Here is a 26,224-nt window from a genome sequence, read left to right on the forward strand (position 1 = left end):
TTATTTTACTATCCAATGGAACAGCACCAATTAGAGCGCGGCCTGTCTTTAACGCAGGGCACTGCTATCAATATGATAGATATGGTTGGTATCGGTCCGTTTGTCACCTTGCCTTTTATTGTCGGCGCCATGAAAGGCCAGCAATGCATCATTGCCTGGTTATTGGGCGCTTTGTTAGCCTTTATGGATGGCTCGATCTGGGCGGAGATGGGAGCGAAGTGGCCGCATGCCGGCGGTAGTTATGTCTTTCTGCAAAAGTTATATGGCAAATACGGTAAAATGTTTGCCTTTCTTTTTATCTGGCAAACCACCATACAGGCGCCTTTGGTTATTGCCAGCGGCGCTATAGGCTTTTCGCAATACCTAACATACCTGGTGCATTTAACGGATGGTGAGCAGAAGATAGTAAGCGGCTGCCTGGTAATACTCATGGTGCTGCTGTTATACCGCAACATCAAAACCGTTGGCAAGATATCTGTGATACTCTGGATCATCACAGGTGGTACATTTTTGTGGTTAATAGGCTCCGGCTTTGGCTCCTTTGACAGCAAGCAAGCATTTACTGTAAGTAAGGACGCGTGGGACTTGACACCTCTGTTCTTTGTAGGCCTGGGGCAGGCTTCGCTTAAGACAGTGTATTCTTACCTAGGTTATTATAACGTTTGCCATCTGGGAGCGGAAATAAAAGAGCCTGAGAGGAATATACCAAAGGCAATTTTTATATCCATCGCGGGCATTGCTGTCTTATACTTAGGCATGCAGATCATGGTATTGGGTGTATTACCATGGCAAACGGTCGCGGCCTCGAAGTTCCCCATCAGTTTGTACTTCGAGCATATTTATAATAGTGGCGTTGCAAGGTTTGCAACCTCGCTAATCCTTATAATTGCGCTGTCGTCTTTGTTTTCCGTCACACTCGGTTATTCGAGGGTGCCTTATGCTGCTGCCATAGATGGTAACTTCTTTAAGATATTTGGGCAAGTCCATCCTACAAAGCGTTTTCCGCATGTATCGCTATTAATTTTGGGTGCGTTCGCGTTTGTGTTTAGCCTGTTATTTAAAATGCAGGAGGTGATCACCGCCATAGTAACTATGCGTATCATTATTCAATTTTTGGGTCAGGCGATTGGGATTATCATCTGGCATCGCCAAAAACCCAATGAGGAGCGTCCTTACAAAATGAAATTCTTTCCAATACCGGCAATAATCGCGATAGCAGTTTGGCTATTTATTTTGCTCATGAGCCCGGGCAAATACATTTTAATGGCTTGCGGAGTGATCACGTCAGGCTTAATTCTATATTATTTCTGGCACCGATTTAATAAACCTGCCGTGGCTTAACACTAAACAATTTGTAAACATTCTGTTTAAATTCTGATGAAAGTGAAACATTATGTTCGCATTGATATTTAGATACAAATATTTGTATCGTTTACATTAATGTTCAAGAATTTTAGCCGCTGTATCGCATTTACCCTGTTCATTCTCGGATGTAGCGTCGGCACCGCCAGCGCTTATGCCATACTTGCCCACGAGGCAATCGTTGATGCCTGCTGGAACAAGCAGATAAAACCAATGCTAAGGGCGCGCTTCCCAAATACACCGGATACAGCTTTCAGAATTGCTCATTCCTATTGTTATGGCGGTGCCATGGTTGCAGACATGGGTTATCTTCCCGGCGGCAGCGAATACTTTAGTGACCTGATGCACTATGTACGAAGCGGCGACATGGTGACAAACCTTATCAAAGAATCGCGCGATGTAAATGAATATGCGTTTGCATTGGGGGCGCTTTCTCATTACCGAGCTGACGAATTCGGCCACTCGCGGGCTACAAATGTTACAGTACCATTGCTTTACAAAAAGCTTAAAAATCAATATGGCAGTGTGGTTACCTATAATGATAACCCATTGTCTCATAGTAGGATAGAATTCTCCTTCGATGTGTTACAAATAGCGCGCGGCAATTACAACAGCCAGGAATACCATGATTTTATAGGCTTCAATGTATCTAACCCGGTTTTAGAAAGGGCATTGCTAAAAACTTATGGTGAAAGCATAGATGAGTTGTTTAGCAATTTTGACGGGAGTGTAAAAACGTTTAGGTGGGGCGTAAAAAACCTGATGCCTACTTTAATTAATAAAACCTGGAAATCTAATAAAGACAGCATACTGGCCCGCCATCCCGAAATGACAGCCCGTAAGTTCAAGTACCGTATGAAAGCCCGGGAGTTTCATCAAGAGTTTGGTACGGGAGAAGCCAAGCCGGGGTTCTGGGCAAGAACCTTAAGCTGGCTCATTAATGGTTTACCTAAGATCGGTCCGCTTAAAACGCTCAAATATGTAGATCCGGGCCGTGAAGGCGAGCGCAACTTTATCCACAGTTTTGATACGATACTGGTTGTTTATTCTCGCGACCTTACCGGTATTGCAGAGGGCGCTCCATTGAGCCTTGCAGACATTAATTTCGACACGGGTACAGTCACTGCTATTGGCACTTATGACCTTGCCGACCAAACGTATGCGGATTTATTGATCAGCTTGCAAGACCATGATTTTAAAAGTCTTACTCAGGATTTAAAAGCCAACATCCTGAATTTTTATAAGGATCCGCAAAACATCCCCGTTTCAAATAAATACCCAATTAAGTGCGAAGATGTTGAGGCTGCATTAAAAAGTTTAAAAGTGGCAAATCCTCAAAACTAATTAACGCTCGTAGATCGTAAGGTCGGCCTCCATGGCTGGGCGGTCCCAATTGCCGGTATGCGCTGCGGCTTCGTACGTGGTCTGCAAAAAGCGTAGCAACACGGCTTCAGGATCTTTTGCAGACCGAATCGCATCATAAGGCAGAACAAATTCACCCAGGTCGGCATTAAATCCGGCTTGTGATGGTTCTACAATTTGTTTTGAAAAAGCATCCAAAGTTGGATAACAATAGGAGTAGAAGATAGCATGAGGTGAATCGGCACTGCCCGGCCAAAACCCGCATGACGATACCTCGTGCGAGTAAGCTTCCTGCATTACCCGCACCGGCATATTAGGCGCGCCACCCGGATGCAACGGAGCAGTGCGTCCGGAAAAACGAGTGACCGCCAGGTCAAATGCGCCCCAAAAAATATGCTCGGGACTGCATTTGCCGCTAAAGCCAGCCCTAAACCGCTTAAATACGTTGTTAACGTTCACCATTGCCTGCCACAACTTGTTCATCGCGGCGCCGTCGTAAGTTTTATGCGTTTCATCTTCTGCAAAGGGGATCGCCGGGTCAACTTCATTAGGCTTGGCGTAAATTTCCACATCAATGCCCATTTCAGGTAAAAGCTTCATTAAGTGTTCGTAAAAGCCGGCTACTGATAGCGATCTAAGCTCTATCGTTCCTGTTTGCCCTGCAGAATTACGCACTACCAGCAGGTGGCTTACAAAGTCGAATTCGATATCAAAACAACCACCATCATAAGGAATGCTGTTGGTTGTTAAGCCCCTTGCGCTTATGTAAAGGCTTACATGCCAGGAATGGTTTAGCCACGGCGATTTGCGTAGACGGATCTTGCCCACTATTTGTGTCCACAATTGGACTGTAGCAAGAGTATCGCCGTAATCAGAAAAATTAAGTTGTGGCCAGTGCGAATTCTTTATAGTTACAGCCATAGGTGCAGATGTTTTTGATCGCAATTTAGCTATAAAACAAACAATGCCAGCCGAAGGGTGTCATTAATGGCAAAGATCATATATGGATATCACGATTGAACAGGCAGAACTAATATCAAGCGCTGCACGGAAAAAAGCACAAGAGATTGGCGTGCCAATGAATATAGCCATTGTAGATGCGGGCGCGAACCTAAAAGCGTTTCACCGTATGGATAACGCGTGGCTGGGGTCTATCGATATAGCTATCAGAAAAGCTAAAACGGCAAGGCTCTTTGATATGGAGAGCGGCGACCTGGGTAAACTGTCCCAACCCGAAGAACCACTTTACGGTATCGAAGTAACTAATGGCGGATTGGTTTCTTTTCCCGGAGGCATACCGCTTAAAAATACAGCAGGAGAAATTGTGGGTGCAATAGGGGTATCAGGCGGCACGGTACAGCAAGACCGCGAAGTAGCATTGACAGGCGCGGGTGCCTTTGTTTAATTGCAGTTTTTTAGCTGGGATTCAACCGTCGTTACTGTTACCAAGCCCTTATCGTTCCCGAAGTTGTTATTGATATAGGTTAGCACTTGCGCAATCTCTATAGGCGCTAAACCGGATGGTGGCATCTGGTTTTGGTAGGGCTTTTTATTGATGATAAGCAGTTGGTTTGCACCGTTTTTAATAATGCAGGCCAGCTGTTTTTGGTTTTTGGCGAGAAATTCTTTGTCTGTCAATGGCGGCATCAACGCCGAAAGGCCTTCGCCTTTGTCGCCGTGGCAATTGCGGCAGTGTTGATAGTAAATGGCTTCACCCACGGTATAAGCGCGGCGGTATTCAATTTGTTCATCGTTCATGCATGAAAAGCACACGGTGGCCATTAGTACCGCTGATGCTACAAGCAAGCAATACCTCATTGCGCGATATGCTGTTCAGGCTCGGCCTGCAAGATTTTGATATCGGCGATCATCTTATCAACCTGTGCAGCGTCTGTACCTAAATAAGAGCCGCGGATGCGTTTTTGCTTGTCTATCAGGATAAAATAACCGTCGTGCACGTTTCCCTCGCGCGCTTCAACCATGTGTGCTTTGGCTAGTTTGTAAGTCGCTTCTTTTTGCCCCTGCAAAAACAACCAGCTTTTATTGTCAACGCCTAATTTGTCGGCATAAGCCTTGAGCACATTTACACTATCGTGTTTCGGGTCGATGGTATATGATACGATCTTAAAATCACCTGTGTTTTTAAAATCCTGGTAAACCTTAAGCATATTGCGGTGCATAACAGGGCAAATGCTGGGGCATGTGGTGAAAAAGAAATCGGCTACATAAATATTTCCGTCAAGGCTTTTGTTGCTAATGCTGTCACCGTACTGATCGACATATTTAAATGCAGGTATAGTCTGGTAAATGGTATCTGCAACCGTTTTGCCGTTAACCGTTTTTGACTGTACATCGCGGTTACCCAAAATAGGCAGGGTAGAGGCGCTTTGTGAACCAGTACAACTGTAAAATAATGCTGCAATAAGCAGCAGGTGTAAGATCCTTTTCATTATTTCTTAGGTTTCGCCAAAAATTGAGTTGATGACTTAACCGCTTCGGTGATCTGCGCGTCTATCTTATTCATCAATTGACTTTGTTCCTGCAGGTATTTCAACTTAGCATCGCCCTGATGTTTGGCGTTATTTGGGTCGAAACCGTGCATCCAGTTATCCATGGCCTCGTCGGCATCAGTCAACTTTTTGCTTTGCGCGCGTAGTTCGGTCTTTTTCACGGCAGAATCAGCCGCGTCAAATTTTGCGGTTTTAATCAGGCTGTCTATTACCATTTTATTTTCCATCAGTTTCTCTTCATCGCCCATCACTTTCTCGTGCTTGGTCATAATGGAGTCCATTATTTTTTTTTCTTCGGCCTTACGGTCGGCGGCGCTGTTGCAGGCCAGGAAAAACAATGTTGTTAAGAGTGTGGCTAAAAATTTTAAACGGTGTTGCATGGTAGATCAATTGTGAGGCAAATGTAACACATAAACAATTACCCCGCAGGTGGTGATGCATTGCTAGATGTCAAATTATTGCAGGTTGCAAGCTTTGTAAGAAATATGCTAATATTGAATTTTAAAGAACCGTTGAATTTAATAGCTGTTATACACTCATGAATCCATTTGATGTAGAGATCCCGATGACGGACAAACCGTTAACCATTAACGTTAAGCACCGCGAAGAATCTGATAACCAAACTTTCGACCTGTATTATTGCGGAGAATGTTGCGGGGTGATGTTTTGTAACGAGCATAACATCTGGATATATGAACCCCACCACCACCCGGCATTGTTATTAGACGAAGAACATATCAAACATTTGGGCCATTCTATTGGACAGCACACCAAGTGTTGAGCCTCGTCTAAATCCTCCCCAAACGTCAGGACTAATCTTTAGCAGTGCGGTTGCTTAAACCCCTCAAAAAATCTATTTTTGCGCTCCACACGCAGAAAAGATAAATGAAAGTATTAAAATTTGGCGGCACATCTGTAGGTAGTCCCGAGCGGATGAAAAAGCTGTTGGATATTGTTGACGCTAATGAGCGCCAGATAGTGGTATTGTCGGCTGTATCCGGCACCACAAACAGTTTAGTAGAAATAGGCCAGGCTTATCTGGCCGGCGATAAACCTAAGGCTGCTGCATTAGTTGCGGCGCTTAAAGCCAAGTATCAAGTTTTTATTGCCGAACTACTTTCAAAACCCGAATTTTTAGAAAGAGCTGAAGAAGTGATCGACTATCACTTCGGTTTGCTGGACATGCTGGCAAACGACCTGTTCACGCCGATAGAAGATAAGATCGTTTTGGCGCAGGGCGAGTTGCTGTCAACAACATTATACCATGTTTATTTACAGGAAATTGGCGTTCCATCGGTGCTGTTGCCTGCCTTAGAATTTATGAGGGTTGACGAAGACCACGAACCTATTGTTGATTTTATTACAGATCATATTACCCCATTGTTAGACAAACACCCTGACAATAAACTTTTTATTACACAAGGTTATATCTGTAAAAACGCGTTTGGTGAAATAGATAATCTGCGCCGCGGCGGCAGTGATTATACCGCTTCTTTAATAGGCGCCGCTATCCGCAGCGAGGAAGTGCAGATATGGACGGATATTGACGGCATGCACAACAATGACCCACGTATTGTTAAAGGCACGACACCTATCAGCCAGCTTTCTTTTGATGAAGCAGCCGAACTTGCGTATTTCGGCGCCAAAATATTGCACCCGCAAAGTGTGTTCCCGGCGCAGAAATACAAGATACCTGTACGCTTGCTTAACACCATGGACCCAAAAGCCAATGGTACATTGATCACTACTGATAGCGAAAAGAACAAGATCAAATCGATTGCGGCGAAGGATGATATCACCGCCATAAAGATCCAGTCGAGCCGGATGCTGTTGGCTTACGGTTTTTTACGCCGTGTATTCGAGGTGTTTGAACGGTATAAAACCTCTATCGATATGATCACCACATCGGAAGTGGCGGTGACGTTGACCATAGACGATACATCAAAACTAGGCGAGATCATCAAAGAACTAAACAAGTTTGGCACCGTAGAGGTGGATGTAAATCATACCATTATTTGCGTAGTAGGCGACTTTGGCGCAGAACAGCATGGCTATGCGGCAAGAGTACTAGAGGCCGTGAAGCATATCCCTGTACGCATGATCTCTTACGGCGGCAGCGATCATAACTTATCGTTGCTAGTACGTACCGAAGAAAAAGTAGAAGCACTTAGAAGTTTACATAGCAGGTTATTTTAAAGATGTTCACTCAGGATACAATCAACCGCTTAAAGTCGGCAGAAACCCCATTTTACTATTACGACCTGCAATTGCTGGATGATACCTTAAAGACTTGCAGAACAGCTGCCGACCAATATGGCTACCACGTTCATTATGCATTGAAAGCCAACTTTAATCCCAAAGTGCTGCAAGCTATACAATCGGTAGGTTTTGGTGCGGACTGCGTGAGCGGTAATGAGGTTAAAGCGTCAATTCAATATGGTTTTAGTAAGGATAAGGTTGTATTTGCGGGGGTTGGCAAAACAGACCGCGAAATAAACGCGGCTTTGGACCTGGACATTTTCTGTTTCAATGTAGAATCAGTACAGGAGCTATTGGTGATTAATGACCTGGCAGGGGCAAAAGGTAAAAAAGCGAATGTCGCCATACGTATAAACCCAAATGTCGATGCGCACACGCACCATTTCATTACTACGGGATTAGAAGAAAATAAATTCGGCGTAAACGTTTGGCAATTGCCCGATGTAGCCTTTACACTGCGCAATTGTGCCAACCTGAATTTAATAGGCATACATTTTCATATCGGTTCACAAATTACAGACCTGGATGCATTTAAAAACCTTTGCACACGCGTAAATGAGCTTAGCGACTGGTTTGCGGAACAAGGCTTCAATATCAAAGTGCTGAACGTTGGTGGTGGTCTGGGCGTAAACTATCATTCGCCCGACGAGGATAACATTGCCAACTTCGCCGCATACTTTAAAGTATTTAATGATTTTCTGCAAGTTAAGGCTGGTCAGGAAGTACACTTTGAATTAGGCCGTGCACTGGTTGCTCAGTGCGCCTCGCTGATCGCAAGCGTGTTGTACGTTAAAAATGGAAAGAAGAAAAACTTTTTAGTACTCGACGCCGGAATGACAGAGCTGATTCGCCCGATGCTTTATCAGGCATACCACCAGATAGAAAACTTGAGCCAGCAACTAATCACAACTCACAACTCACAATTCACTAACTATGATGTAGTTGGCCCCATTTGTGAAAGTACCGACTGTTTTAGAAAAGACGTGGAACTGCCTGAGTCGGTGCGCGGTGATCTGATCGCCATCCGCACCGCTGGTGCCTACGGTGAAGTAATGGCTTCGCACTATAACCTGCGCGACCAGGTACAAAGTGTTTACAGCGAATAAAAGAGGCTAAGCTCAGCCTTTTTTGAACTTATCGCTCAAGGCTTTAAGCATATCGTCGTTAACCGGTTTCGCGGGCTCTTCCTTCTTTCTGTACTGCTGCTGGTTCTGGTTATTTGGCCTATAGTTGTTTTGTCCGGCAGGCCTTTGCTGCTGCGGCCTTTGCTGCTGATTATTCTGCTGCGGTTTTTGTTGCGGTGCCGGTGTGCCTTCTGCTGATTGCGCTACGGGTTTTGGTCTTGCCGCCTGGCGTTTATCATTCCAGCGTTTGTATATCTGCTCTAATTTGCGCTTGGTGTATAACGGGAAATCGCCCTGCATCATCCACGAGTAGTAGCTAGGCTCAACGTCAAATACCGCCTCAACTGTTTTGCCCTTGTGCTTGCCAAAGTTAAAGGTCTCTTCACCCTCGGCGTTAAAAACCATGCGGCCCGCGAAATCAACCGGTTTATTGATGTTTGTAAACGTGTGCAAGCCGGCAACGTCGCTTACCACAGGTGTACTCTTATTTCCCTGGCGGTCTTCAAATTCCGTATTTTCATAACGCTCTATTTGGGCAAGTAACACTTCCATAGTCGCCCGGGTATCGGCTTCGGCACTATGGGCGTTTATCAAGTCTTTATTTAAGTAAAATTTATATGCTGCCTTTAATGTGCGTTGCTCCATCTGGTGGAAAATATTCTGCACATCAACCAAATGGCGGTTTTCCAAATCAAAGGCATGGCCCGCACGCAGAAATTCTTCCATCAGCATGGGCACATCAAACTTGTTAGAGTTAAAGCCTGCCAGATCCGCGTCGCCAATAAAATCTGCAATATCAACCGCTAACGCGTGAAATAAAGGCGATTCCTGCACATGCTCATCATAGATGCCATGTATCAGGGACGTTTCTATGGGTATTGGCATACCCGGATTTATACGCCAGCTTTTTACTTCTTCGCTGCCATCAAGGTTTAACTTTATAATCGCGATCTCTACGATCTTGTCAGCGCCTATATTGGTTCCCGTTGCCTCAATGTCGAAAAATGCCAGCGGGCGGTTAAGTTTCAGTTTCATCTGTCAAAATAGATATCGGGCAAAAATAGGATTAAAGCCGCACATTAAAATTAAAAGTTGCTGCGTGCTGTTTAAAAGTGTTATATTAAATCCATCAACCAGTACTGACCCCATGGACATCACAGAAGAACAGCAAGAAATAAAAAAGGAGTTTCAGCTGGAGCGCGTTATCCTTTTCAGCGATGCCATTTTCGCGATCATCGTAACGATAATGGTGATTGATATCAAGCTGCCCGAAGAAGCACGCAACCTTGCGAATAGCGAAATACCTCATGAATTTCTGCGGCTATTTATCAAACTAATGGCTTATGCTGCCAGTTTTTTCCTTGTAGCCAACTTTTGGATGCGGCACTTAAAGATATTCAGCTTTTTGCGCGATTACAATAAAGGCCTGGTAATCTTTAATTTGTTATTTTTATTCGCCGTGTCGTTGTTCCCGTTTGCGGTGAGTCTCATAACAGGTTCATTTAAAATGCACTCGCCCATATTTACCTGGGGAGTAAACATATACATTGGTGTTATTTTGTCTTCATTAATGACCCAAACTTTGCTAACCTGGTACATGGTAACCAACAAAGCCAAATTGTGTATCAACAATAACAATATAGACCGGATACTACAATGGAAGGCACAGCGTGTAAACCTGTACCTGGTGCCATTTATAGGTTTATTAGTCCTGTTCTTTAACTATTTTGATATGCAGCCCATTTTCTCTCTATATTCTGCAGCACTTATCGGTGTAGTGAATGCGCGGTTAAGAAGGGTTTACTATCCCAAGATAAAAACTAAATCTGATTAGCTGTTATTGCCCGGCCGCAGTATAATCTCCCGGAATAATAGATCCTGCGCGTGAGAAATATTTGTACAACGTTGGATCTTTTAACCTCACAACGATAACACCCTTTCGGCTGCTGGCATGCACCACGTAGCCGTTTTGCAGGTAAACGCCCACATGGCTAAATTTCTTTCCGTCAAAATCGAAGAAAACCAGGTCGCCCTCCTGTAATTCTTCTTCATACTTGCGTTTAATGACGTTGATCTGCTGGCTGGTCATCCGCGGTATATTAATGCCGTAAACCTGTTGTTCAAGCAGGTAAGCCAAGCCCGAGCAGTCGATGCCTTCTTTATCCAGGCCGCCAAAACGGTATGGAGTGCTGTACCACTCTTCAACAAAATTATATAGCCTGCCATTGGTAATATCGCTTTCATTAACACCCATAATAGCAGCATACTTTTCTTTGATGAAGCCTTGTGGCTTAACAACTTCGCCGGGGCTGCCTTTTAGCACGGCCTTTTTTGAGCTGCATGAGGCAAAGAGGAGTGAGGCGGCGAAAAGTAATAGCAGATAGCGACGGCACAATTTCATGGTTCTAAATTATGTGCTCTTAACGGCAAGTTATAGCCGATATTATTAACATATCAACATGGTGAACGGAGGGACGTAAACGGAGCGATATTTTAAAGGCAATAGTCTGTATACAACAAAACGGTTAACCTTTACCTCGCAACCGTTCGCCTTAAAGCTACCCTTTGATCATTCGCTGTATTTCATCAAGTTTCATCATGGCTTCAACAGGCGTAAGGGTGTTAACGTCCAGGTTATTCAGTGTGTCGCGGATCTTTACCAGGATGGGGTCATCGATGGAGAACATCTGAAGTTGCATAGCCTGCTTCTGCACTTTCTTCATACTCTCCTTTATATGCTCACCGCCGGTACGCTCGGCCTCCAGGCGTTTAAGGATATCATTAGCACGTGCCAGCACCTTTTGCGGCATTCCGGCCAGTTTAGCTACATGTATACCGAAACTGTGTTCGCTGCCGCCAGGTACCAGTTTTCGCAAGAAGATAATTTGCTGCCCTACCTCTTTGACCGTCACGTTATAATTCTTAATCCGCGGGAAGGTATTGCTCAGTTCGTTCAGTTCATGATAATGGGTGGCGAACAGCGTTTTCGCTTGCGCTGACGGGTGGCTGTGCAAATATTCGGCAATGGCCCAGGCAATGGATATGCCATCATAAGTAGACGTACCGCGACCGATCTCGTCAAGCAGTATCAGGCTGCGGTCAGATATATTGTTGAGGATACTGGCCGTCTCGTTCATCTCCACCATGAACGTCGATTCGCCCGATGTGAGGTTATCTGAAGCACCTACACGTGTAAATATCTTATCAACCAAGCCGATAGATGCCTCTTTAGCCGGAACAAAGCAGCCCATTTGTGCCATCAGCACAATTAGCCCTGTTTGGCGTAACAGAGCAGATTTACCCGCCATGTTCGGCCCGGTAATGATGATGATCTGCTGTGAATCTGAGTCCAGGAAAACGTCGTTAGTGATATAGGCCTCGCCGGGCGGAAGGTTCTTTTCGATCACCGGGTGGCGGCCGCCTTTAATGTCTATTACGCGGCTGTCGTTAACGTTTGGTTTTACGTAATAGTTCTTTTCAGAAACAGTGGCGAAATTCAGCAGCACATCCAGCCGGGCGATCAACTGCGCGTTAAGTTGTATTGGCTTGATATACTCCGATAGCGTGTATAATAATTCATTGTAGAGCGTTGTTTCCAGCGCGAATATCTTTTCTTCGGCGCCTAAGATCTGCTCCTCATACTCTTTAAGCTCAGGGGTAATGTAGCGCTCGGCGTTTACCAGCGTTTGCTTGCGGATCCACTCTGTCGGCACCTTGTCCCTGTGCGCATGGGTGACTTCCAGGTAGTAACCAAATACATTATTGAAAGATACTTTGAGTGATGGGATACCTGTCAGTTCTGCTTCGCGCTTTTGAATTTCGAGCAAATAGCCCTTACCGCCAAAGGCGATCTTTCGCAACCGGTCGAGTTCTTCATTTATACCTTCGGCCATTACGCCGCCTTTAGCAACAAGTACAGGCGGCTCGCTGTTTAGCTCCAGGCCTATTTTTTCGCAAATGGTGGTACATGGGTTTAGCTGCTCGCCAATAGCTTTCAAAGGGGCGTTATCGGTGTCGCTGCAGATCTTTTTGATCGATTCTATAGCAATCAACGCCTTTCGCAGCTGGCACACTTCGCGTGGGTTAGCTTTCTGCAGGGCTATCTTTGATATCAGCCTTTCCAGGTCACCTATCTGCCGTATGCATTGCTGGAACTCTTCGCGCAGATCAACATCGGTCAGCAAATGTTCAACTACATCCAAACGGTCTTTGATAGGTTTCAGCTCCTTCAGCGGCATCACTATCCAGCGGCGCAGCAGGCGGGCACCCATAGGTGTGCAGGTGTTATCGAGCACATCAGCAAGGGTAACAGCGTTCTCATTATGCGAACCGATAAGTTCCAGATTGCGTATGCTAAAGCGGTCCATCCACAAGTAGCGCGCTTCTTCTATCCGGCTTATGGCCGATATGTGCTGCAGGTTGCGGTGCTCGGTCTCATTTAAATAATGAAGTGCCACCCCCGCCGCCACAATACCCAAGTTGAGCCGCTCTATGCCAAAACCTTTTAAAGATTGTACGCCAAAGTGTTTTAACAGCGTCTCGTAAGCATAATCGCCGCTGTAAGGCCAATCGTCGAGGGTGAAGGTGTAAAACCTGTCGCCGAAAGTGTCTTTGAAGTCCTGCTTCTTTCCTTTGGGATAGATCACCTCGCTCGGCGCGAAGCTTTGCAGTAATTTGTCTACGTATTCGAGGTTGCCTTGTGCGGTTATAAACTCACCGGTAGAAATATCCAGAAAAGCCACGCCGGCACTATTCTTCTCAAAATAGATTGACGCCAGGTAATTATTGCGCTTTTGTTGGAGGATATTATCATTGGTGGCTACCCCAGGCGTAACCAATTCGGTTACACCGCGCTTTACAATGGTTTTGGTGGTCTTGGGATCTTCGAGCTGATCGCAGATGGCAACCCGCTGACCCGCCCTTACCAGTTTTGGCAAATAGGTTTCGAGCGAGTGGTGCGGAAAGCCGGCCAGTTCCTGATTACTTGCCGAGCCATTTGCGCGCTTGGTAAGCACGATGCCCAAAATACCCGCGGCTTTAATAGCATCCTCGCCAAAAGTTTCGTAAAAATCGCCCACACGGAACAGCAATAAAGCACCCGGATATTTCTGCTTTATCTGGTTGTACTGCTGCTGTAAAGGCGTTTCTTTTTGCGCGGACTTTGCCAAAAGTAAAATTGATTTTAAAGGCTAAAGTTAAGCCCTTTGCCGCGATTATGTTTCTTTGTTGAAAAGTTGCAATAATGTTAGTAAGCCGCCTTTTATGATGCCGTTCTGGCCAGGTATTTTTTTCGCAGCCATTCGCGTACGGGCTCGTCGTACAACTTTAAAGCGGTATATGCCAGAGTGACCGCGGATACCACCACCACAACTATCCATGGCCAGCCTTGTGCCAACGGTACCTTTTTGTCGACTACCCAGGCAGTAAAAATGTAGATAATAGGGTAGTGGGTAATGTAGATAGGATAGGAGATATCACCCAGGAACTTACATACCTTTTTTCCGGCCGCGCTTATAATGGTGCCGCTGGCGCCTATCCATACGATCAACGGGAACATCAATATCACACAGAATGACTCGTAAAGGCCATTGATCCATACGCGTTCGTGGCCGCCTAACCGCGGAACCAGGAATAAAGCCAGCAACAGCACACTGCAAATAGGGAAGGCATATTTTACATGCTTAACGAGGTTTAAACGGCATAACAGCACCCCGCCAAAAAACGGGAACATCATACGGGTGAGGCCTATCATTTGCTGCTCGTTGTTTAGCGCCCAGCCGCCTATCAGGTCGCCGGATTTGCCGGTTACCAGGTAATATACCATCCACGCTGCCGAGAGTATGACCAGTATCCATAGCAATAGTTTAGAGAATCGTCGCACGATCAGCCCGTACAAAATGTTGGCGATGTACTCAAAGTACAGGGACCAGCATGGGCCGTTGAGCGGGTGCATTTCCTGCCAGCCGCGTATATCTGCGGATATAGGTAACGGCAGCAGCGTAAAGCCGAACACCATTACCAGCAGCATTTTCCATACAGGTGTGCCGTTGATGAGCGGAAACAAACTGCTGCCCTGGAAATAAAACAAAGCGGCACCAACCATCGACCCGACGATTACCATGGGCTGCAGACGGATCAACCTGCGTTTAAAAAAGTCCCAGGTTGTCATTTTACCCCAGCGGCTGTCGTACGCGTAGGCCACTACGAAACCCGAAAGCAAAAAGAAAAAGTCTACTGCAAGGTAACCGTGATTAGGGAATAATTTATAATAATCGCCGCCGTCAAATGCCTCAAAGCAGTGAAATATCACCACCTGCAAAGCGGCAACGCCGCGCAGGCCGTCGAGTATCTGGTAATGGTTCTTGGTTTCAAAGTTGGCAGTGGTTGTGGCCATTGATGTGTTGGGTTATAAGTTTAAATTGGGTGATGGTAAATATAAAACATAAAGCGCTTCTACCAAGCTTTTCCGTACGCAGGATGCATCTTAAAAAGAAAATTTTGTGACATGATGCCGCGGGTGTAACATGAAACACTTTCCCTACCAAAAACTGACTTATTGGTATCTGACAAGAAATTGTCAGCATTATAAGATGCTGATAATCAAACTCGCATGATCGTGTCAGTGTAACTGAACTCGCAAAAAGATTTAAAAAGTGTTTCACCTGTTACAACGATGTTACACTGGCAAAATAGTGTCACCACCCGGTCGAATCGTGACATTTAAATGTTATAACATCTAATTTAAAGTTTTACGTTTGTGCCATAACTCACTAAAAGAACGATCATGAAAAAAATTACTTTAATCGCTGCTTTCGTTTTAGGCAGCATGGCATTATTTGCCCAAACTGCCTGGAAGAATGACAAAGCGCATTCTCACTTAAAATTTACCATTACACACTTAGCGGTGTCAGACGTTGATGGTTTGTTCAAAGATTTCGACGCGACTATCGTTTCAGCAAAACCTGATTTCTCTGACGCGAAATTCACACTGACCGCTAAAGTTGCATCTATCAACACAGAAAACAGCATGCGCGACAATCACCTGCAAAGCGCAGAGTTTTTCGACGCGGCCAATAACCCTAATATCACTTTCGTAAGCACAGGCTTAAAGAAAGTTGCTGCTGGTAAATATAAATTGATGGGCAACCTTACCATGCACGGCATTACCAAACCGGTTACATTCGACCTTTGGTACCGCGGTACCATCACCAACCCTATGAGCAAAAGCGACGACGCCGGCTTTAAGATCAGCGGTACTGTTAAACGCTCTGACTTTAAATTGGGCGATAAATACCCTAACGCTGTGATCAGCGACGAAGTAGTGATCGCTGCTGATGGCGAGTTTGCTAAAAGTTAATTTTAAGCGTCTACATATAAAAAGCCGCCTTGCGAAAGCAAGGCGGCTTTTTTTATTTTAATGAAAATGGATATCTAAAATATCAGAAATGTTACCACGGCGAAAGTGCGGTGATAATTAAAATAATGCTATTCCCAAATATTTACAATGCATTTTGTCAATAGATGTAAATTATCAGACATTTTAATTGTATTTGTGGCGTATTTAGGACTAAATCATAACTATTGATTAATTCTAACGCCGAAAGAACCGATTTTTTTAAATTTTAGAAATTATTGTAACAAATCTGTTATAAATAGTTTGCAATTCACTATCTTAAGGGCACTAATTGATTTGGCCTTTAAACTTATGTGCAAACCCCTAAAATTATCCTTGTTGCTCCAGGAGCAGATAGGGCAAATGCAGCCAACCGCAACGCCTTTTTCTTTTGCGCCCACTATCAATGATCTGCTAAGTATTGCCCAGATTTTAAATGTAGATGTTGTACAAATACTTCAACAAGCCCGCACTTCTTAGATAGAAGTGGCGGGGTTTTGACTACTAGAGAACCATACTAACGCTGTGATCAGCGACGAGGTAGTGATCGCTGCAGACGGCGAGTTTTCTAAAAGTTAATTTTAAGCATCTGCATATGAGAAAGCCGCCTTGTGTATACGAGGCGGTTTTTTATTAGAATGATAAACGAAACAAATTTTCTTTGAACTCTGAAACGATAATTGAATTGGTGACGCTCATTCGCCGCTGGGCTCGACACTTTTGTCTTAGCCACAAAAGTGTCCAAAAAGGCCAAGTCAGCGCAAGGCTTCTTTTGCCGCACAGGCCTTTGCCCGGCAAAATATTTTGCAGGCCCTCATCACACAAGCCCTCAGTGACGCAAAATATTTATCACCGAAGCTGCGCGCTGACGTTTGAACCTTGCAGATAAAAAAAGCGGTGGCCTCGGCAGAAAAGGCGGGCCGGCGTTGGCGTGTCCCGATAGCTATCGGGAGGCGTTTTAGCTTTTTCGGGCCGTAACCGAAAAAGCGTTAAGAAACGACAGGGCGGGCTGAAGCGTTTTTCTGCCTTGATTTTTTGGTTACTTTTTCATCTAAGGAAAAAGTAACAAAGCCCAGCGGCGAATGAGCGCAAAAACGATGTCTTGTGGGATGCCGAAACAATGCCGATTGTAACCCGGACGGCATGACCTATATTTTGAGGGCCAATGGTTTTTAATCAAAAATCTTCCCTGGGTTCAGTATATAATTCGGGTCGAACACCTGTTTGATGCCTCGCCACAGCGCAAAATGAACCGGACTATATTTTATACCCATAAACCCTTTTTGCACCAAGCCGATACCGTGCTCGCCGGATAGTGTGCCGCCAAGGCTTACTGTGAGTTCAAAAATCTCGCGGATACCGTCTTTAAGTTTTGTGTTCCAGTCGGCATCGCTCATATTGCCTTTCACAATGTTTACGTGCAGGTTACCATCGCCGGCGTGGCCGTAGCAAACCGACTCGAAACCATATCTCGCGCCTTTCTCTTTGATGCCTTTAATCAGTTGAGGCAAAGCCGCGCGTGGCACAACGGTATCCTCTTCTTTATAAACCGAGTTTGATTTAACCGATACTGCCATAGTGCGGCGCATTTGCCAAAGCTCTTCCTTTTGCGCGGCGGTGTCGGCAAATAAAACATCCTTACAATTGTAATTCTCCAATAAATTGTTGATCTGCTCGGCAGCGTCGAAAATTACATCCTGGTTGGTGCCGTCTACCTCGATGAGTAAAAACGCGCCTACATCATCCTTTAAGTCGAACGCTATACCATCGTTCTCTATCACCCATTCCACACCGCGGCGTTCCATAAACTCCAGCGCGGATGGTACAACACCGGCCCTGAATATAGCAGACACGGCAGCGCAAGCATCTTCATTGGTGCCGAATGAGGCCAGCATAAGTGCATCGATGGTAGGACGTGGTATCAGCTTAACCACTATAGCGGTAACGATACCCAGCGTACCTTCTGAGCCAATAAAAAGCTGTGTTAAATTATAACCTGATGAATATTTTAAGGTGTTAGCACCCGTCCAGATGATCTCGCCGCTTGGCAACACCACTTGCAAGTTTAAAATATACTCGCGGATGGTACCGTACTTTACCACCCTTGGGCCACCGCTGCCATGAGACACATTGCCGCCTATAAAGCAACTGCCTTTACTGGCAGGGTCAACCGGATATAGCAGCCCTTTTTCGGCCACGGCATCCATAAACGTTTCGGTGATCACGCCGGGTTCTACGGTCGCCTGCAGGTTCTGCTCGTCAATTTCGATAATGCTATTGAAGCGTTCCATCGCTATAAGCAATCCGCCGTTGACCGGTAACGCGCCGCCACTAAGACCCGTGCCCGCACCCCGGGGTGTTACGGGAATGTGGTTATCGTTGCACAGCTTTAACAATGCCGCAACCTCTTCTGCCGTGTGTGGCCTTGCTACCACCTGCGGATAAAAGTGCAGGTCTTCTGTCTCGTCATGGCTGTAGGGCTCGGTATCATCCTTACCGGTAAGCACAAACTGCTCGCCAACGATAGATATTATTTCTGTTAAAAGCGCGTCGCTTATTTGTTGGTAGTCGGTTTTCATTTGTTGTAAGTAATAGTAACAGAAGAGTATTTCACTTTTCCTTTAAGTGGAGGAGTTAGCTTTTTAACGCGCACCAAAATGGTTTTCGCGAAGTTAAACTCAGACTTTATCCGGTCTACAATAGCCTGTGCCACAGTTTCCAAAAGTTTGCGTGTGATCTTCATTTCTTCTTCGGCTATCTCATGCAAACGCTCGTAATTAAGCGTGTTAGACAGTTTGTCTTCTGTAAACGCGCCGTCAATTTCAAAACCCACTTCAATATCCAGCATAAAACGGTTACCCAGTTGCTGCTCCTCGGCATAGTAACCGTGCCTTGCAAAAAACTCGGCACCGTGCAGTGCTACTTCTATCATTTTTCAAAAGTAAATTAACACGGGCAAAATCGCCAATGATTATAAAGCTTTGTTAGATTTGCCTACCAACGTACACCAGTTATGGCCAGGACAGACCTTTTTGAATCGCCCGATTATTATTTAGTTGACGAATTACTGACCGATGAACATAAACTCATCAGGCAGTCGGTTCGTGATTGGGTTAAAAAGGAATTGAGCCCTATCATTGAAGATTATGCCCAGCGGGCCGAGTTCCCCAGGCACCTGATAAAAGGTTTGGCAGAGGTAGGTGCTTTCGGGCCGACCATCCCAACAGAATACGGCGGGGCAGGCTTAGATTATACCGCTTACGGCATTATTATGCAGGAACTGGAACGCGGCGACTCGGGGATCCGCTCAACGGCTTCAGTACAAGGTTCGCTGGTGATGTACCCGATATTCGCTTACGGTTCTGAAGAGCAGAAGAAAAAATATTTGCCAAAACTGGCGTCGGGCGAGATGATGGGCTGCTTTGGTTTAACGGAGCCCGACCATGGCTCTAACCCCGGCGGCATGACTACCACCATCAAAGACGCTGGCGACCACTATATTCTTAACGGCGCTAAGATGTGGATATCAAACTCACCATTCGCGGATATTGCCATTGTTTGGGCCAGGGATGATGAAGGCAAAGTGCGCGGGTTGATCGCGGAGCGGGGCATGGACGGTTTCAGCACGCCCGAGACGCATAATAAATGGTCGCTGCGAGCATCAGCTACCGGCGAATTGGTTTTCGATAACGTGAAGATCCCTAAAGAAAATATCCTGCCTAACGTATCGGGATTGAAAGGTCCGCTTGGCTGCTTAAACCAGGCACGTTATGGTATTGCCTGGGGCGCTATTGGCGCGGCTATGGATTGTTACGATACGGCCCTGCGTTACGCCAAAGAGCGGGTGCAGTTTGGCAAGCCGATAGCAGGTTTCCAACTGCAGCAGAAAAAGCTGGCCGAAATGATCACTGAGATTACCAAAGCGCAGCTTTTGGTGTGGCGTTTGGGAACGTTGAAAAGCGAAAACCGGGCAACGGCGGCACAAATATCCATGGCTAAACGTAACAGTGTGGAAACCGCTATAACCATAGCACGTGAAGCACGCCAGATACTGGGCGGTATGGGCATAACGGGCGAATACAGCATAATGCGCCACATGATGAACCTCGAATCTGTAATTACTTACGAGGGCACGCATGATATTCATTTATTGATCACCGGTATGGATATTACCGGTTTAGATGCTTTTAAATAGCATCTGTTTGAAAATGAATAGCGCTTTTATGAGCAATTGTGCAGCGTTATGTTATATTTGTTGTAACACTTGTTAATAATGCTCCTGACCCGCGCATTTCTATCCCCTTTTTATAAGAACGGTTTCATGCTGTTTTGCGGGATGGTGTTGGTGTTTTTAATAGCCGCCTGCGATAAACAGGCTAACAAATCGGAAGATTATACCCTCCAGTTTAAAAAGATTAGAGATAGTGCCGGCAAGATTGCCGTTAAAGATCCGCACAAAGCTTTACAGTACCTCGACTCTGGTTTCGCGACCATAAAAAATCCGACTTTCGACGACCGCTTCAGGGTAAAAGCAGATCATTTCTTTACCAAGCTAAAGTCTGACAGAAATTTTAGAGGGGCGTTAATGTCTGCTGATAGTATGCTTGATTTTGTAGGCACAAATGGCGGACAGCAAGCCCACCCGGCAGATTTTGCAGAGGCAAACTTTGCCAAAGGCGACGCTTTTTACGAGTTGCGAAACTACAATGATGCCTACCGCTATTACTTTAACGGGTACATTCACGGCAAAAAGTTTTTCGATAAATATGTGCTGTCGAGCTATAGTTATCGCATGGGTATGCTTACATATCAGCAGCAGCGGTTCGCGCTGTCAGCAACGTTCTTTAAAGAGAGTTTCGAGCAAGCCGAGCCATATACTTCAACCTTCCCGATCTTTTTTCGCAACCAGGAAGTTTTAGATAACCTGGGAATCGTTTACCGCGATATGGAGAAAACCGACAGCGCGCTTATCTATTTTGATAAGACGCTGGCCTACCTCGATGAAAATGCTGCGCGTTTTAAGCCGCAAGCAAAATCAATTGAAGTGGCTAAGGCCGTGGTTTTTGGAAACCAGGCAGATATTTATGTAAAAAGAGGGGCATATGATACTGCAGAGAAGCTGTATAAAAACAGCATCGCCATAAACCTCGAGACTACAGGTGATAACTCTGATGCTATGCTTACCGAGATTAAACTAGCCAAAGTTTATCGCGACCAGCACAGAGCAGAAGATCTGCAGCAATTGTTAGACAGCTTGCATACACAGCTTGAAGCCATCCCTGCAGAGAAAAAAACCGACGACAATAAAAAAGTAGAAGCCGACTGGTTCCTGCTCAAGAGCAACCTGTTCGAACGGCAAAATAAGCTTGACCTGGCACTGCGCTATAACCAGCGGTACAATCAGTTAAAAGATTCTGTAGCCGAGAACAGCCGCAAGATCAAAGAGATGAGCGTGACTGACAGCTTTGAAAATTACGATAAGCAAAACCAGATAGATACGCTTACACGCTACAACCGGCTGCAGAAAATATACTTGCTTGTTACAGTTTTGGCGGGCTTGCTGGCACTTGTTGTGATCTTTATGATCTACCGCAACTGGCTGCGCTCTAAGCGCGAAATAAACATCGTAAGCAACCTTAACAAGGAAGTATTGAAACAAAAAGGCGACCTGGAACAAACGCTGAACCGCCTCAATGAAAGCAGCCGTGAGAAGGATCGCATAGTTCACACCGTAGCACACGATCTGCGTAACCCTTTGGGTGGCATAGCGTCACTAGCCAATATCATGTCTGAGGATGAGCTGGACGAAGAGATGAAGGAATACGTAGACCTGATCAAAGAAACTGCCGACAATTCCCTTCAACTGATTAATGAGATTTTCGAGGCAACGGATGTTGGCATCGGTGTGGTAGAGTTATTACCTGTCGAAGTAAACTCGTTGTTGCACAACGTAGCGGAGCTGTTGCGCTTCAAGGCTGCCGAAAAGCATCAAAAGGTGATATTGCGCCAGTTGGCTATTGACCGCAACATTTGGGGCAGCCGCGAAAAACTGTGGCGGGTGCTAAGCAACCTGATGGTGAACGCCATAAAATTTAGCCCCGCGCATACCCAGATCATTTTAGAGGCGCAAGACATGGGTAAAGAGATAATGATCTGCGTTCGGGATAATGGTATTGGTATCCCTGCCGATATCAAACCGAAGATATTCAACATGTTTACAGAAGCGAAGAGGCTGGGTACAATGGGCGAAAAGTCCTTTGGCTTAGGCCTCTCTATCTGCAAGCAGATAATAGAGAAACACGGCGGCCGCATTTGGGTTGATGATAACCCCGGGGGCGGAAGTGTGTTCTGCATCGCCCTGCAAAAAGCGGTGTAACTATTTAGAACTTGCTAAAAAATCCCGGAACCAATACCCCGAGTCCTTCACCGTACGTTTTAAAGTATCAAAGTCGACATGCACTAAACCAAAGCGTGGATGAAAACCTTCGGCCCATTCAAAATTATCGGTAAACGTCCAGATGAAATAACCTTCTACGTTACAGCCTTCATTTTTGGCTTTTAACACCTGCGCCATATGCGATTGCAGGTAGGCTATCCGTCTATGGTCATGCACCCGGTTGCCTTCAACCTCATCCTTAAATGCCACGCCGTTTTCTGTAACCAGAATTTTTTTAACGCCTTCATAAGCGCTAAATTTTTTTACCATTTCATAGATGCACGGTGGATATACTTCCCAGCCCATCTCGGTTAATTCTACGCCGCGGTTTTTAGCATGCACCAGGCTAGCGCCCACATAGGGCGTAAAAAATGAATACTTTACGATCTCGCGGGTATAATTCTGCACGCCGATAAAATCAAAGTCAAATTTCATGGCCTCTTCATCGCCGGGCATCATTAACCGATCCAGTTTACGCAGAACAGGCACCTCTTTAACAGGGTATCCCAAACCTAATATAGGCTCTATGTATAAGCGGTTCAGCAAAACATCGATCCTGTTCGCCGCCGCGATATCGCGCGCGCTTTGGGAAAATGGTTCAACCAGGGACGATGAAAACGTAGTGCCTATTTGCGCGTCGTGTAATTTCTCCCTTAATATTCTGCCGCCCGCGGCCATGCACAGTACCGCGTGATGAACCGCCGGTAAAAAGTTGCGGATACCATTTCGGCCGGGTGCATGTATGCCTAAAAAATAACCTGCCCCTGCAAAAGCAGATGGTTCGTTCATTACCATCCAATGTTTTACACGGTCGCCAAAGGCATCTGCACAAACGGTGACGTACTCGCTAAACCACTTAATTATCTGCCGGTTGGTCCAGCCGCCATGATTTTCCAGTACCTGGGGCAGGTCCCAGTGATAAATGGTTACCCAAGGCTCAATACCTTGTTCAAGACAGTAATTTATAACGTTGTTATAATAGTCTATGCCCGCCTGATTAACTTCGCCGGTGCCTGCGGGTAAAATGCGCGACCATGACAGTGAGAACCGAAAATGAGGAATATTGAGTGACTTAAGGATATCGATATCCTCTTTATACCGATGATAAAAATCGCAGGTTGTAGTGGCTTTGTCGCCGTTCTTTATCTTGCCTTTCTTGCTGCTGAACACGTCCCAAACGGACGGGCTTTTGCCGTCGACGTCCACCGCGCCTTCAATCTGAAATGCTGCGACTGAAACACCCCAGACAAAATCTTCGCCAAACTGGTCCCTGTTTAACCCGGTCATACGTTAAGGCAAAGTAAGGCAAAAGGACTGGCTGGCCGCAATATTTTAGAATAAATAAAGGGAAGGGAGATATTAGTGCATAAATGCCGAACGCATGGTAGCCAGCATCAGCTTTTCGCGGATGGTATTAAAATAGCTGTAGATTTTGATGAATGGTTTCATGAGCTCTGATTTTAATAACCTAAAGTTACTGCCCGTATATGAAGTTAAGGCGCAGCCTGCATGAAGTTTTTGTTAAGCGATTGCTAATCTACATGCGTTGGGTAAAAGGGCTTCTCTATCGGCCCTTCATCACTTAACAATGTAGACAGCTCTTTCGACTTTAGCACTTTGTCGACCGTAGTTTTTTTGCCATTAACCCAAACTTTTTTCTGGATCAGCCTTATGCCATGGCTGTAATCGGCCCAGGTGTTTAAATGCCTGGCATATAAAGGCTGAATTGCTTTTCCATTGCTGATTCGATGCCACCCATAGATCACCACATGAAAGGTGCTGGTATCGTTATAGATCCGGTTAGATATGATCACGTCTTTTTTGTTGCCGCCGATCAAACTTCCCAAGGCAAACCTGCTGCCTGAACTGTCGCGCTGCGCTGTTAGCATGTTATTATGCTTTATGAATACAGGTACAGTGTTCATGGCCGGGCTAGGCGGTATGGGTAACGGTGATAATTTCACTTGCGACTGGATGTAAATTGTGTTTACCATTTTACGCGTCGGCAACATGCATTTCAACTTATTCGCAACCCGCTGTGCAAGGGCGGGTGTCATGGGGCAATAAAAAAAGTCGCTGTCTGTACCAATGGCAAGATAATCCGGCGCGACATAATATTCTATGCTGTTAAGTTTGCCATTAAAAGTCGCTGTGTCGGTTACTTTAACCAACTGCCGGTAAAACTGGGGGATGTTGCCCCTTTTAATCTCTTTAAAGATAGCCTTTTCCCGCTGTTCTAAACTGATAGCAGTATCGGAGATGGATGCCGCGAATTGGCTGCCGGTTAAAGCGTTGCCCGGTCTGTCGCGAACGTGCAGTTTCTGACCGAAAACGTAAACCGGTGCAAACACTAACAGAACAAATAAAAACTTCATTTTATAAACTCGATGTTGCGTTTTAGTCCGGCATATTTGGTGCGCTTCACCGCGGAGTTTTTAAAAACCTTTTGAAAGGTGTCTTCTGTAATTTCGTGCCAATCCTGCGCAGTCATTCCTAACAGTTCTTCTTTCGGCTTAAAAGCCGGCTCTATATGCTCAATAGAAAATTTGTTCCATGGGCATACCGTTTGGCAAACATCGCAGCCAAATGCCCAGCCATCCATCTTATCCTGAAATTCTGCAGGTATCTCATTTTTTAATTCGATGGTGAGGTAGGATATACACCGGCTGCCATCTACCACCTGCGGCGCTATTATGGCTTCTGTAGGGCAGGCATCCAGGCAGCGCGTGCAGGTGCCACAGTGGTCAACGGTAGGGGCAATGTCGTATTCAAGATCCAGATCGACGATCAATTCGGCCAAAAAGAAAAACGAACCCGACTGCTTATTGATCAGGTTGCTGTTTTTGCCTACCCAACCCAAACCCGAACGTTTTGCCCAGGCTTTATCCAGCACAGGGGCAGAGTCTACAAAAGCCCGACCCCCAACCTCGCCAATTTCTTCATTGATCACTTCCAACAGTTCCTTCAGCTTCTCTTTAATAACAGAATGATAGTCGGCACCGTAAGCATAACGTGATATTTTAGGGGCGGTTGGGTCTTGCTGTAAATCATTTGTGTAATAATTCAGACCCAGTGAAATAACTGACCGTGCACCGTCTACCAGTAACCGGGGATCTAGCCGCTTGTCGAAGTAATTCTCCATATACTTCATTTCGCCATGCATACCGGCGTTAAGCCACGATTCAAGCCTTGGCGCCTCTTCCTCAAGAAAATCTGCTTTGGCAATGCCGCAAAACATAAAGCCCAGCCGCTGTGCGTGTTCTTTAATTAATTGGCTGTATTGTTGGCGCTTATCGGGCATTTATACAAAGATACAAACTCGTTAAATGATACAACCACACGATGTACAGGTCTTAATTTAAAAACAGATTGCCTTGCATGCTGTTGTAATAAAAAACTGACCACAATGCTGCAATTTATAAACGACCTGCCCGAAGATATAGTGGGCATCCATGCCGTTGGCGAAGTAACGAAGGACGAATACGAAAAAGTAGTAATTCCGCGAATTGAAGAATTAGTTGCCAGGCAGGACAAGATAAAATTTATGCTGGTTTTGGAAACCGACATTCAAAAGTTTACGCTTGGCGCGTTATGGAACGATGTGAAACTTGGCATCCAAAAGTTCACCAAGTGGAACCGCATAGCCATTGTAACCGACCAAAAAAGTGTGGAATGGTTTACTAACACTGCCGGCCTGCTGATACCAGGCAAAACCAAGGGCTTTACCCTTGCCGAACTGGACAAGGCCGTGAGCTGGATATCTGAAGACAATTAAAAA

Annotated in this window: 25 protein-coding genes; 12 read left to right on the forward strand and 13 right to left on the reverse strand. The window is 45.5% G+C overall.

Annotation, left to right across the window (positions count from 1 at the left end):
• Window positions 1-15 precede the first annotated feature (15 nt).
• Window positions 16-1,341: an APC family permease gene (locus GO620_RS04900; RefSeq protein ID WP_157526700.1), complete on the forward strand. Its 1,326-nt coding sequence runs from the start codon at window positions 16-18 to the stop codon at window positions 1,339-1,341.
• A 99-nt stretch (window positions 1,342-1,440) separates the two neighbouring features.
• A complete protein-coding gene (locus GO620_RS04905; RefSeq protein WP_157526699.1) occupies window positions 1,441-2,706 on the forward strand; it encodes a zinc dependent phospholipase C family protein in 1,266 nt (421 codons plus the stop codon).
• Here the strand turns inward: GO620_RS04905 and GO620_RS04910 are convergent, their stop codons facing one another.
• Window positions 2,707-3,645, reverse strand: a complete 939-nt coding sequence (locus tag GO620_RS04910; RefSeq protein ID WP_157526698.1) for a DUF5996 family protein — start codon at window positions 3,643-3,645, stop codon at window positions 2,707-2,709.
• Window positions 3,646-3,727: 82 nt separating this feature from the next.
• Here GO620_RS04910 and GO620_RS04915 point away from each other — a divergent pair, with 82 nt between their 5' ends.
• Window positions 3,728-4,129, forward strand: coding sequence for a GlcG/HbpS family heme-binding protein (locus tag GO620_RS04915; protein WP_157526697.1), 402 nt, complete (start codon window positions 3,728-3,730; stop codon window positions 4,127-4,129).
• Here the strand turns inward: GO620_RS04915 and GO620_RS04920 are convergent.
• From GO620_RS04920 to GO620_RS04930, 3 genes are read right to left on the reverse strand one after another with little or no spacing between them, the layout of a single operon-like run.
• Window positions 4,126-4,482 carry a c-type cytochrome gene (locus tag GO620_RS04920; RefSeq protein WP_198173611.1) on the reverse strand — a complete coding sequence of 119 codons (357 nt, stop codon included), beginning with the start codon at window positions 4,480-4,482 and terminating at the stop codon, window positions 4,126-4,128. The two genes, GO620_RS04915 and GO620_RS04920, sit on opposite strands and share 4 nt — an antisense overlap.
• Before the next feature lie 56 nt (window positions 4,483-4,538).
• Window positions 4,539-5,174 carry an SCO family protein gene (locus GO620_RS04925; protein ID WP_157526695.1) on the reverse strand — a complete coding sequence of 212 codons (636 nt, stop codon included), beginning with the start codon at window positions 5,172-5,174 and terminating at the stop codon, window positions 4,539-4,541.
• Window positions 5,174-5,614 (reverse strand): hypothetical protein, encoded by a 441-nt coding sequence (locus tag GO620_RS04930; RefSeq protein ID WP_157526694.1) that lies wholly within the window; start codon window positions 5,612-5,614, stop codon window positions 5,174-5,176. The genes GO620_RS04925 and GO620_RS04930 overlap by 1 nt, the downstream gene beginning before the upstream one ends.
• A 158-nt stretch (window positions 5,615-5,772) precedes the next feature.
• On the opposite strand from GO620_RS04930, the gene GO620_RS04935 reads away from it, so the two are divergent.
• From GO620_RS04935 to lysA, 3 genes are all read left to right on the forward strand, one after another.
• On the forward strand, window positions 5,773-6,015 hold the full coding sequence (locus GO620_RS04935) for a hypothetical protein (RefSeq protein WP_157526693.1): 243 nt from the start codon (window positions 5,773-5,775) through the stop codon (window positions 6,013-6,015).
• Between the two features lie 104 nt (window positions 6,016-6,119).
• Complete coding sequence (locus GO620_RS04940; protein ID WP_157526692.1) at window positions 6,120-7,430, forward strand: aspartate kinase; 1,311 nt, start codon at window positions 6,120-6,122, stop codon at window positions 7,428-7,430.
• A gap of 2 nt (window positions 7,431-7,432) precedes the next feature.
• Window positions 7,433-8,599 (forward strand): diaminopimelate decarboxylase, encoded by a 1,167-nt coding sequence (lysA, locus tag GO620_RS04945; protein WP_157526691.1) that lies wholly within the window; start codon window positions 7,433-7,435, stop codon window positions 8,597-8,599.
• 12 nt (window positions 8,600-8,611) lie between these two features.
• Here lysA and GO620_RS04950 read toward each other — a convergent pair whose 3' ends face one another.
• Window positions 8,612-9,652 (reverse strand): 3'-5' exonuclease, encoded by a 1,041-nt coding sequence (locus tag GO620_RS04950; RefSeq protein WP_157526690.1) that lies wholly within the window; start codon window positions 9,650-9,652, stop codon window positions 8,612-8,614.
• 112 nt (window positions 9,653-9,764) lie between these two features.
• Here GO620_RS04950 and GO620_RS04955 point away from each other — a divergent pair, with 112 nt between their 5' ends.
• A complete protein-coding gene (locus tag GO620_RS04955; protein ID WP_198173610.1) occupies window positions 9,765-10,451 on the forward strand; it encodes a TMEM175 family protein in 687 nt (228 codons plus the stop codon).
• A 3-nt stretch (window positions 10,452-10,454) separates the two neighbouring features.
• Here GO620_RS04955 and GO620_RS04960 read toward each other — a convergent pair whose 3' ends face one another.
• From GO620_RS04960 to GO620_RS04970, 3 genes are all read right to left on the reverse strand, one after another.
• A complete protein-coding gene (locus GO620_RS04960) occupies window positions 10,455-11,018 on the reverse strand; it encodes a C40 family peptidase (protein ID WP_157526688.1) in 564 nt (187 codons plus the stop codon).
• A gap of 157 nt (window positions 11,019-11,175) precedes the next feature.
• Window positions 11,176-13,785, reverse strand: coding sequence for a DNA mismatch repair protein MutS (mutS, locus tag GO620_RS04965; RefSeq protein WP_157526687.1), 2,610 nt, complete (start codon window positions 13,783-13,785; stop codon window positions 11,176-11,178).
• A 92-nt stretch (window positions 13,786-13,877) separates the two neighbouring features.
• Window positions 13,878-15,011: an acyltransferase family protein gene (locus tag GO620_RS04970; RefSeq protein WP_157526686.1), complete on the reverse strand. Its 1,134-nt coding sequence runs from the start codon at window positions 15,009-15,011 to the stop codon at window positions 13,878-13,880.
• A 390-nt stretch (window positions 15,012-15,401) separates the two neighbouring features.
• On the opposite strand from GO620_RS04970, the gene GO620_RS04975 reads away from it, so the two are divergent.
• Window positions 15,402-15,974, forward strand: a complete 573-nt coding sequence (locus GO620_RS04975; protein ID WP_157526685.1) for a YceI family protein — start codon at window positions 15,402-15,404, stop codon at window positions 15,972-15,974.
• 348 nt (window positions 15,975-16,322) lie between these two features.
• Entirely contained in the window at window positions 16,323-16,490 is a 168-nt protein-coding gene (locus GO620_RS04980) for a hypothetical protein (RefSeq protein ID WP_200230692.1), read from the forward strand.
• Window positions 16,491-17,182: 692 nt separating this feature from the next.
• Here GO620_RS04980 and GO620_RS04985 read toward each other — a convergent pair.
• Window positions 17,183-18,589 (reverse strand): FAD-binding oxidoreductase, encoded by a 1,407-nt coding sequence (locus GO620_RS04985; RefSeq protein ID WP_157526684.1) that lies wholly within the window; start codon window positions 18,587-18,589, stop codon window positions 17,183-17,185.
• Window positions 18,586-18,942 carry a dihydroneopterin aldolase gene (gene folB / locus GO620_RS04990; RefSeq protein WP_157526683.1) on the reverse strand — a complete coding sequence of 119 codons (357 nt, stop codon included), beginning with the start codon at window positions 18,940-18,942 and terminating at the stop codon, window positions 18,586-18,588. The genes GO620_RS04985 and folB overlap by 4 nt, the downstream gene beginning before the upstream one ends.
• An 81-nt stretch (window positions 18,943-19,023) precedes the next feature.
• On the opposite strand from folB, the gene GO620_RS04995 reads away from it, so the two are divergent.
• Window positions 19,024-20,205, forward strand: coding sequence for an acyl-CoA dehydrogenase family protein (locus GO620_RS04995; protein ID WP_157526682.1), 1,182 nt, complete (start codon window positions 19,024-19,026; stop codon window positions 20,203-20,205).
• A gap of 78 nt (window positions 20,206-20,283) precedes the next feature.
• Window positions 20,284-22,386 carry a tetratricopeptide repeat-containing sensor histidine kinase gene (locus GO620_RS05000; protein ID WP_157526681.1) on the forward strand — a complete coding sequence of 701 codons (2,103 nt, stop codon included), beginning with the start codon at window positions 20,284-20,286 and terminating at the stop codon, window positions 22,384-22,386.
• Here the strand turns inward: GO620_RS05000 and GO620_RS05005 are convergent, their stop codons facing one another.
• From GO620_RS05005 to queG, 3 genes are all read right to left on the reverse strand, one after another.
• Window positions 22,387-23,733 (reverse strand): GH1 family beta-glucosidase, encoded by a 1,347-nt coding sequence (locus GO620_RS05005; protein ID WP_157526680.1) that lies wholly within the window; start codon window positions 23,731-23,733, stop codon window positions 22,387-22,389.
• Window positions 23,734-23,978: 245 nt separating this feature from the next.
• Window positions 23,979-24,821: a hypothetical protein gene (locus tag GO620_RS05010; protein WP_157526679.1), complete on the reverse strand. Its 843-nt coding sequence runs from the start codon at window positions 24,819-24,821 to the stop codon at window positions 23,979-23,981.
• A complete protein-coding gene (gene queG, locus GO620_RS05015; protein WP_157526678.1) occupies window positions 24,818-25,747 on the reverse strand; it encodes a tRNA epoxyqueuosine(34) reductase QueG in 930 nt (309 codons plus the stop codon). The genes GO620_RS05010 and queG overlap by 4 nt, the downstream gene beginning before the upstream one ends.
• Before the next feature lie 105 nt (window positions 25,748-25,852).
• Here queG and GO620_RS05020 point away from each other — a divergent pair, with 105 nt between their 5' ends.
• A complete protein-coding gene (locus GO620_RS05020) occupies window positions 25,853-26,221 on the forward strand; it encodes a SpoIIAA family protein (RefSeq protein WP_157526677.1) in 369 nt (122 codons plus the stop codon).
• Window positions 26,222-26,224 lie beyond the last annotated feature (3 nt).

It is taken from the genome of Mucilaginibacter ginkgonis (assembly GCF_009754905.2).
In the GTDB taxonomy this organism is placed as follows: Bacteria; Bacteroidota; Bacteroidia; order Sphingobacteriales; family Sphingobacteriaceae; genus Mucilaginibacter; species Mucilaginibacter ginkgonis.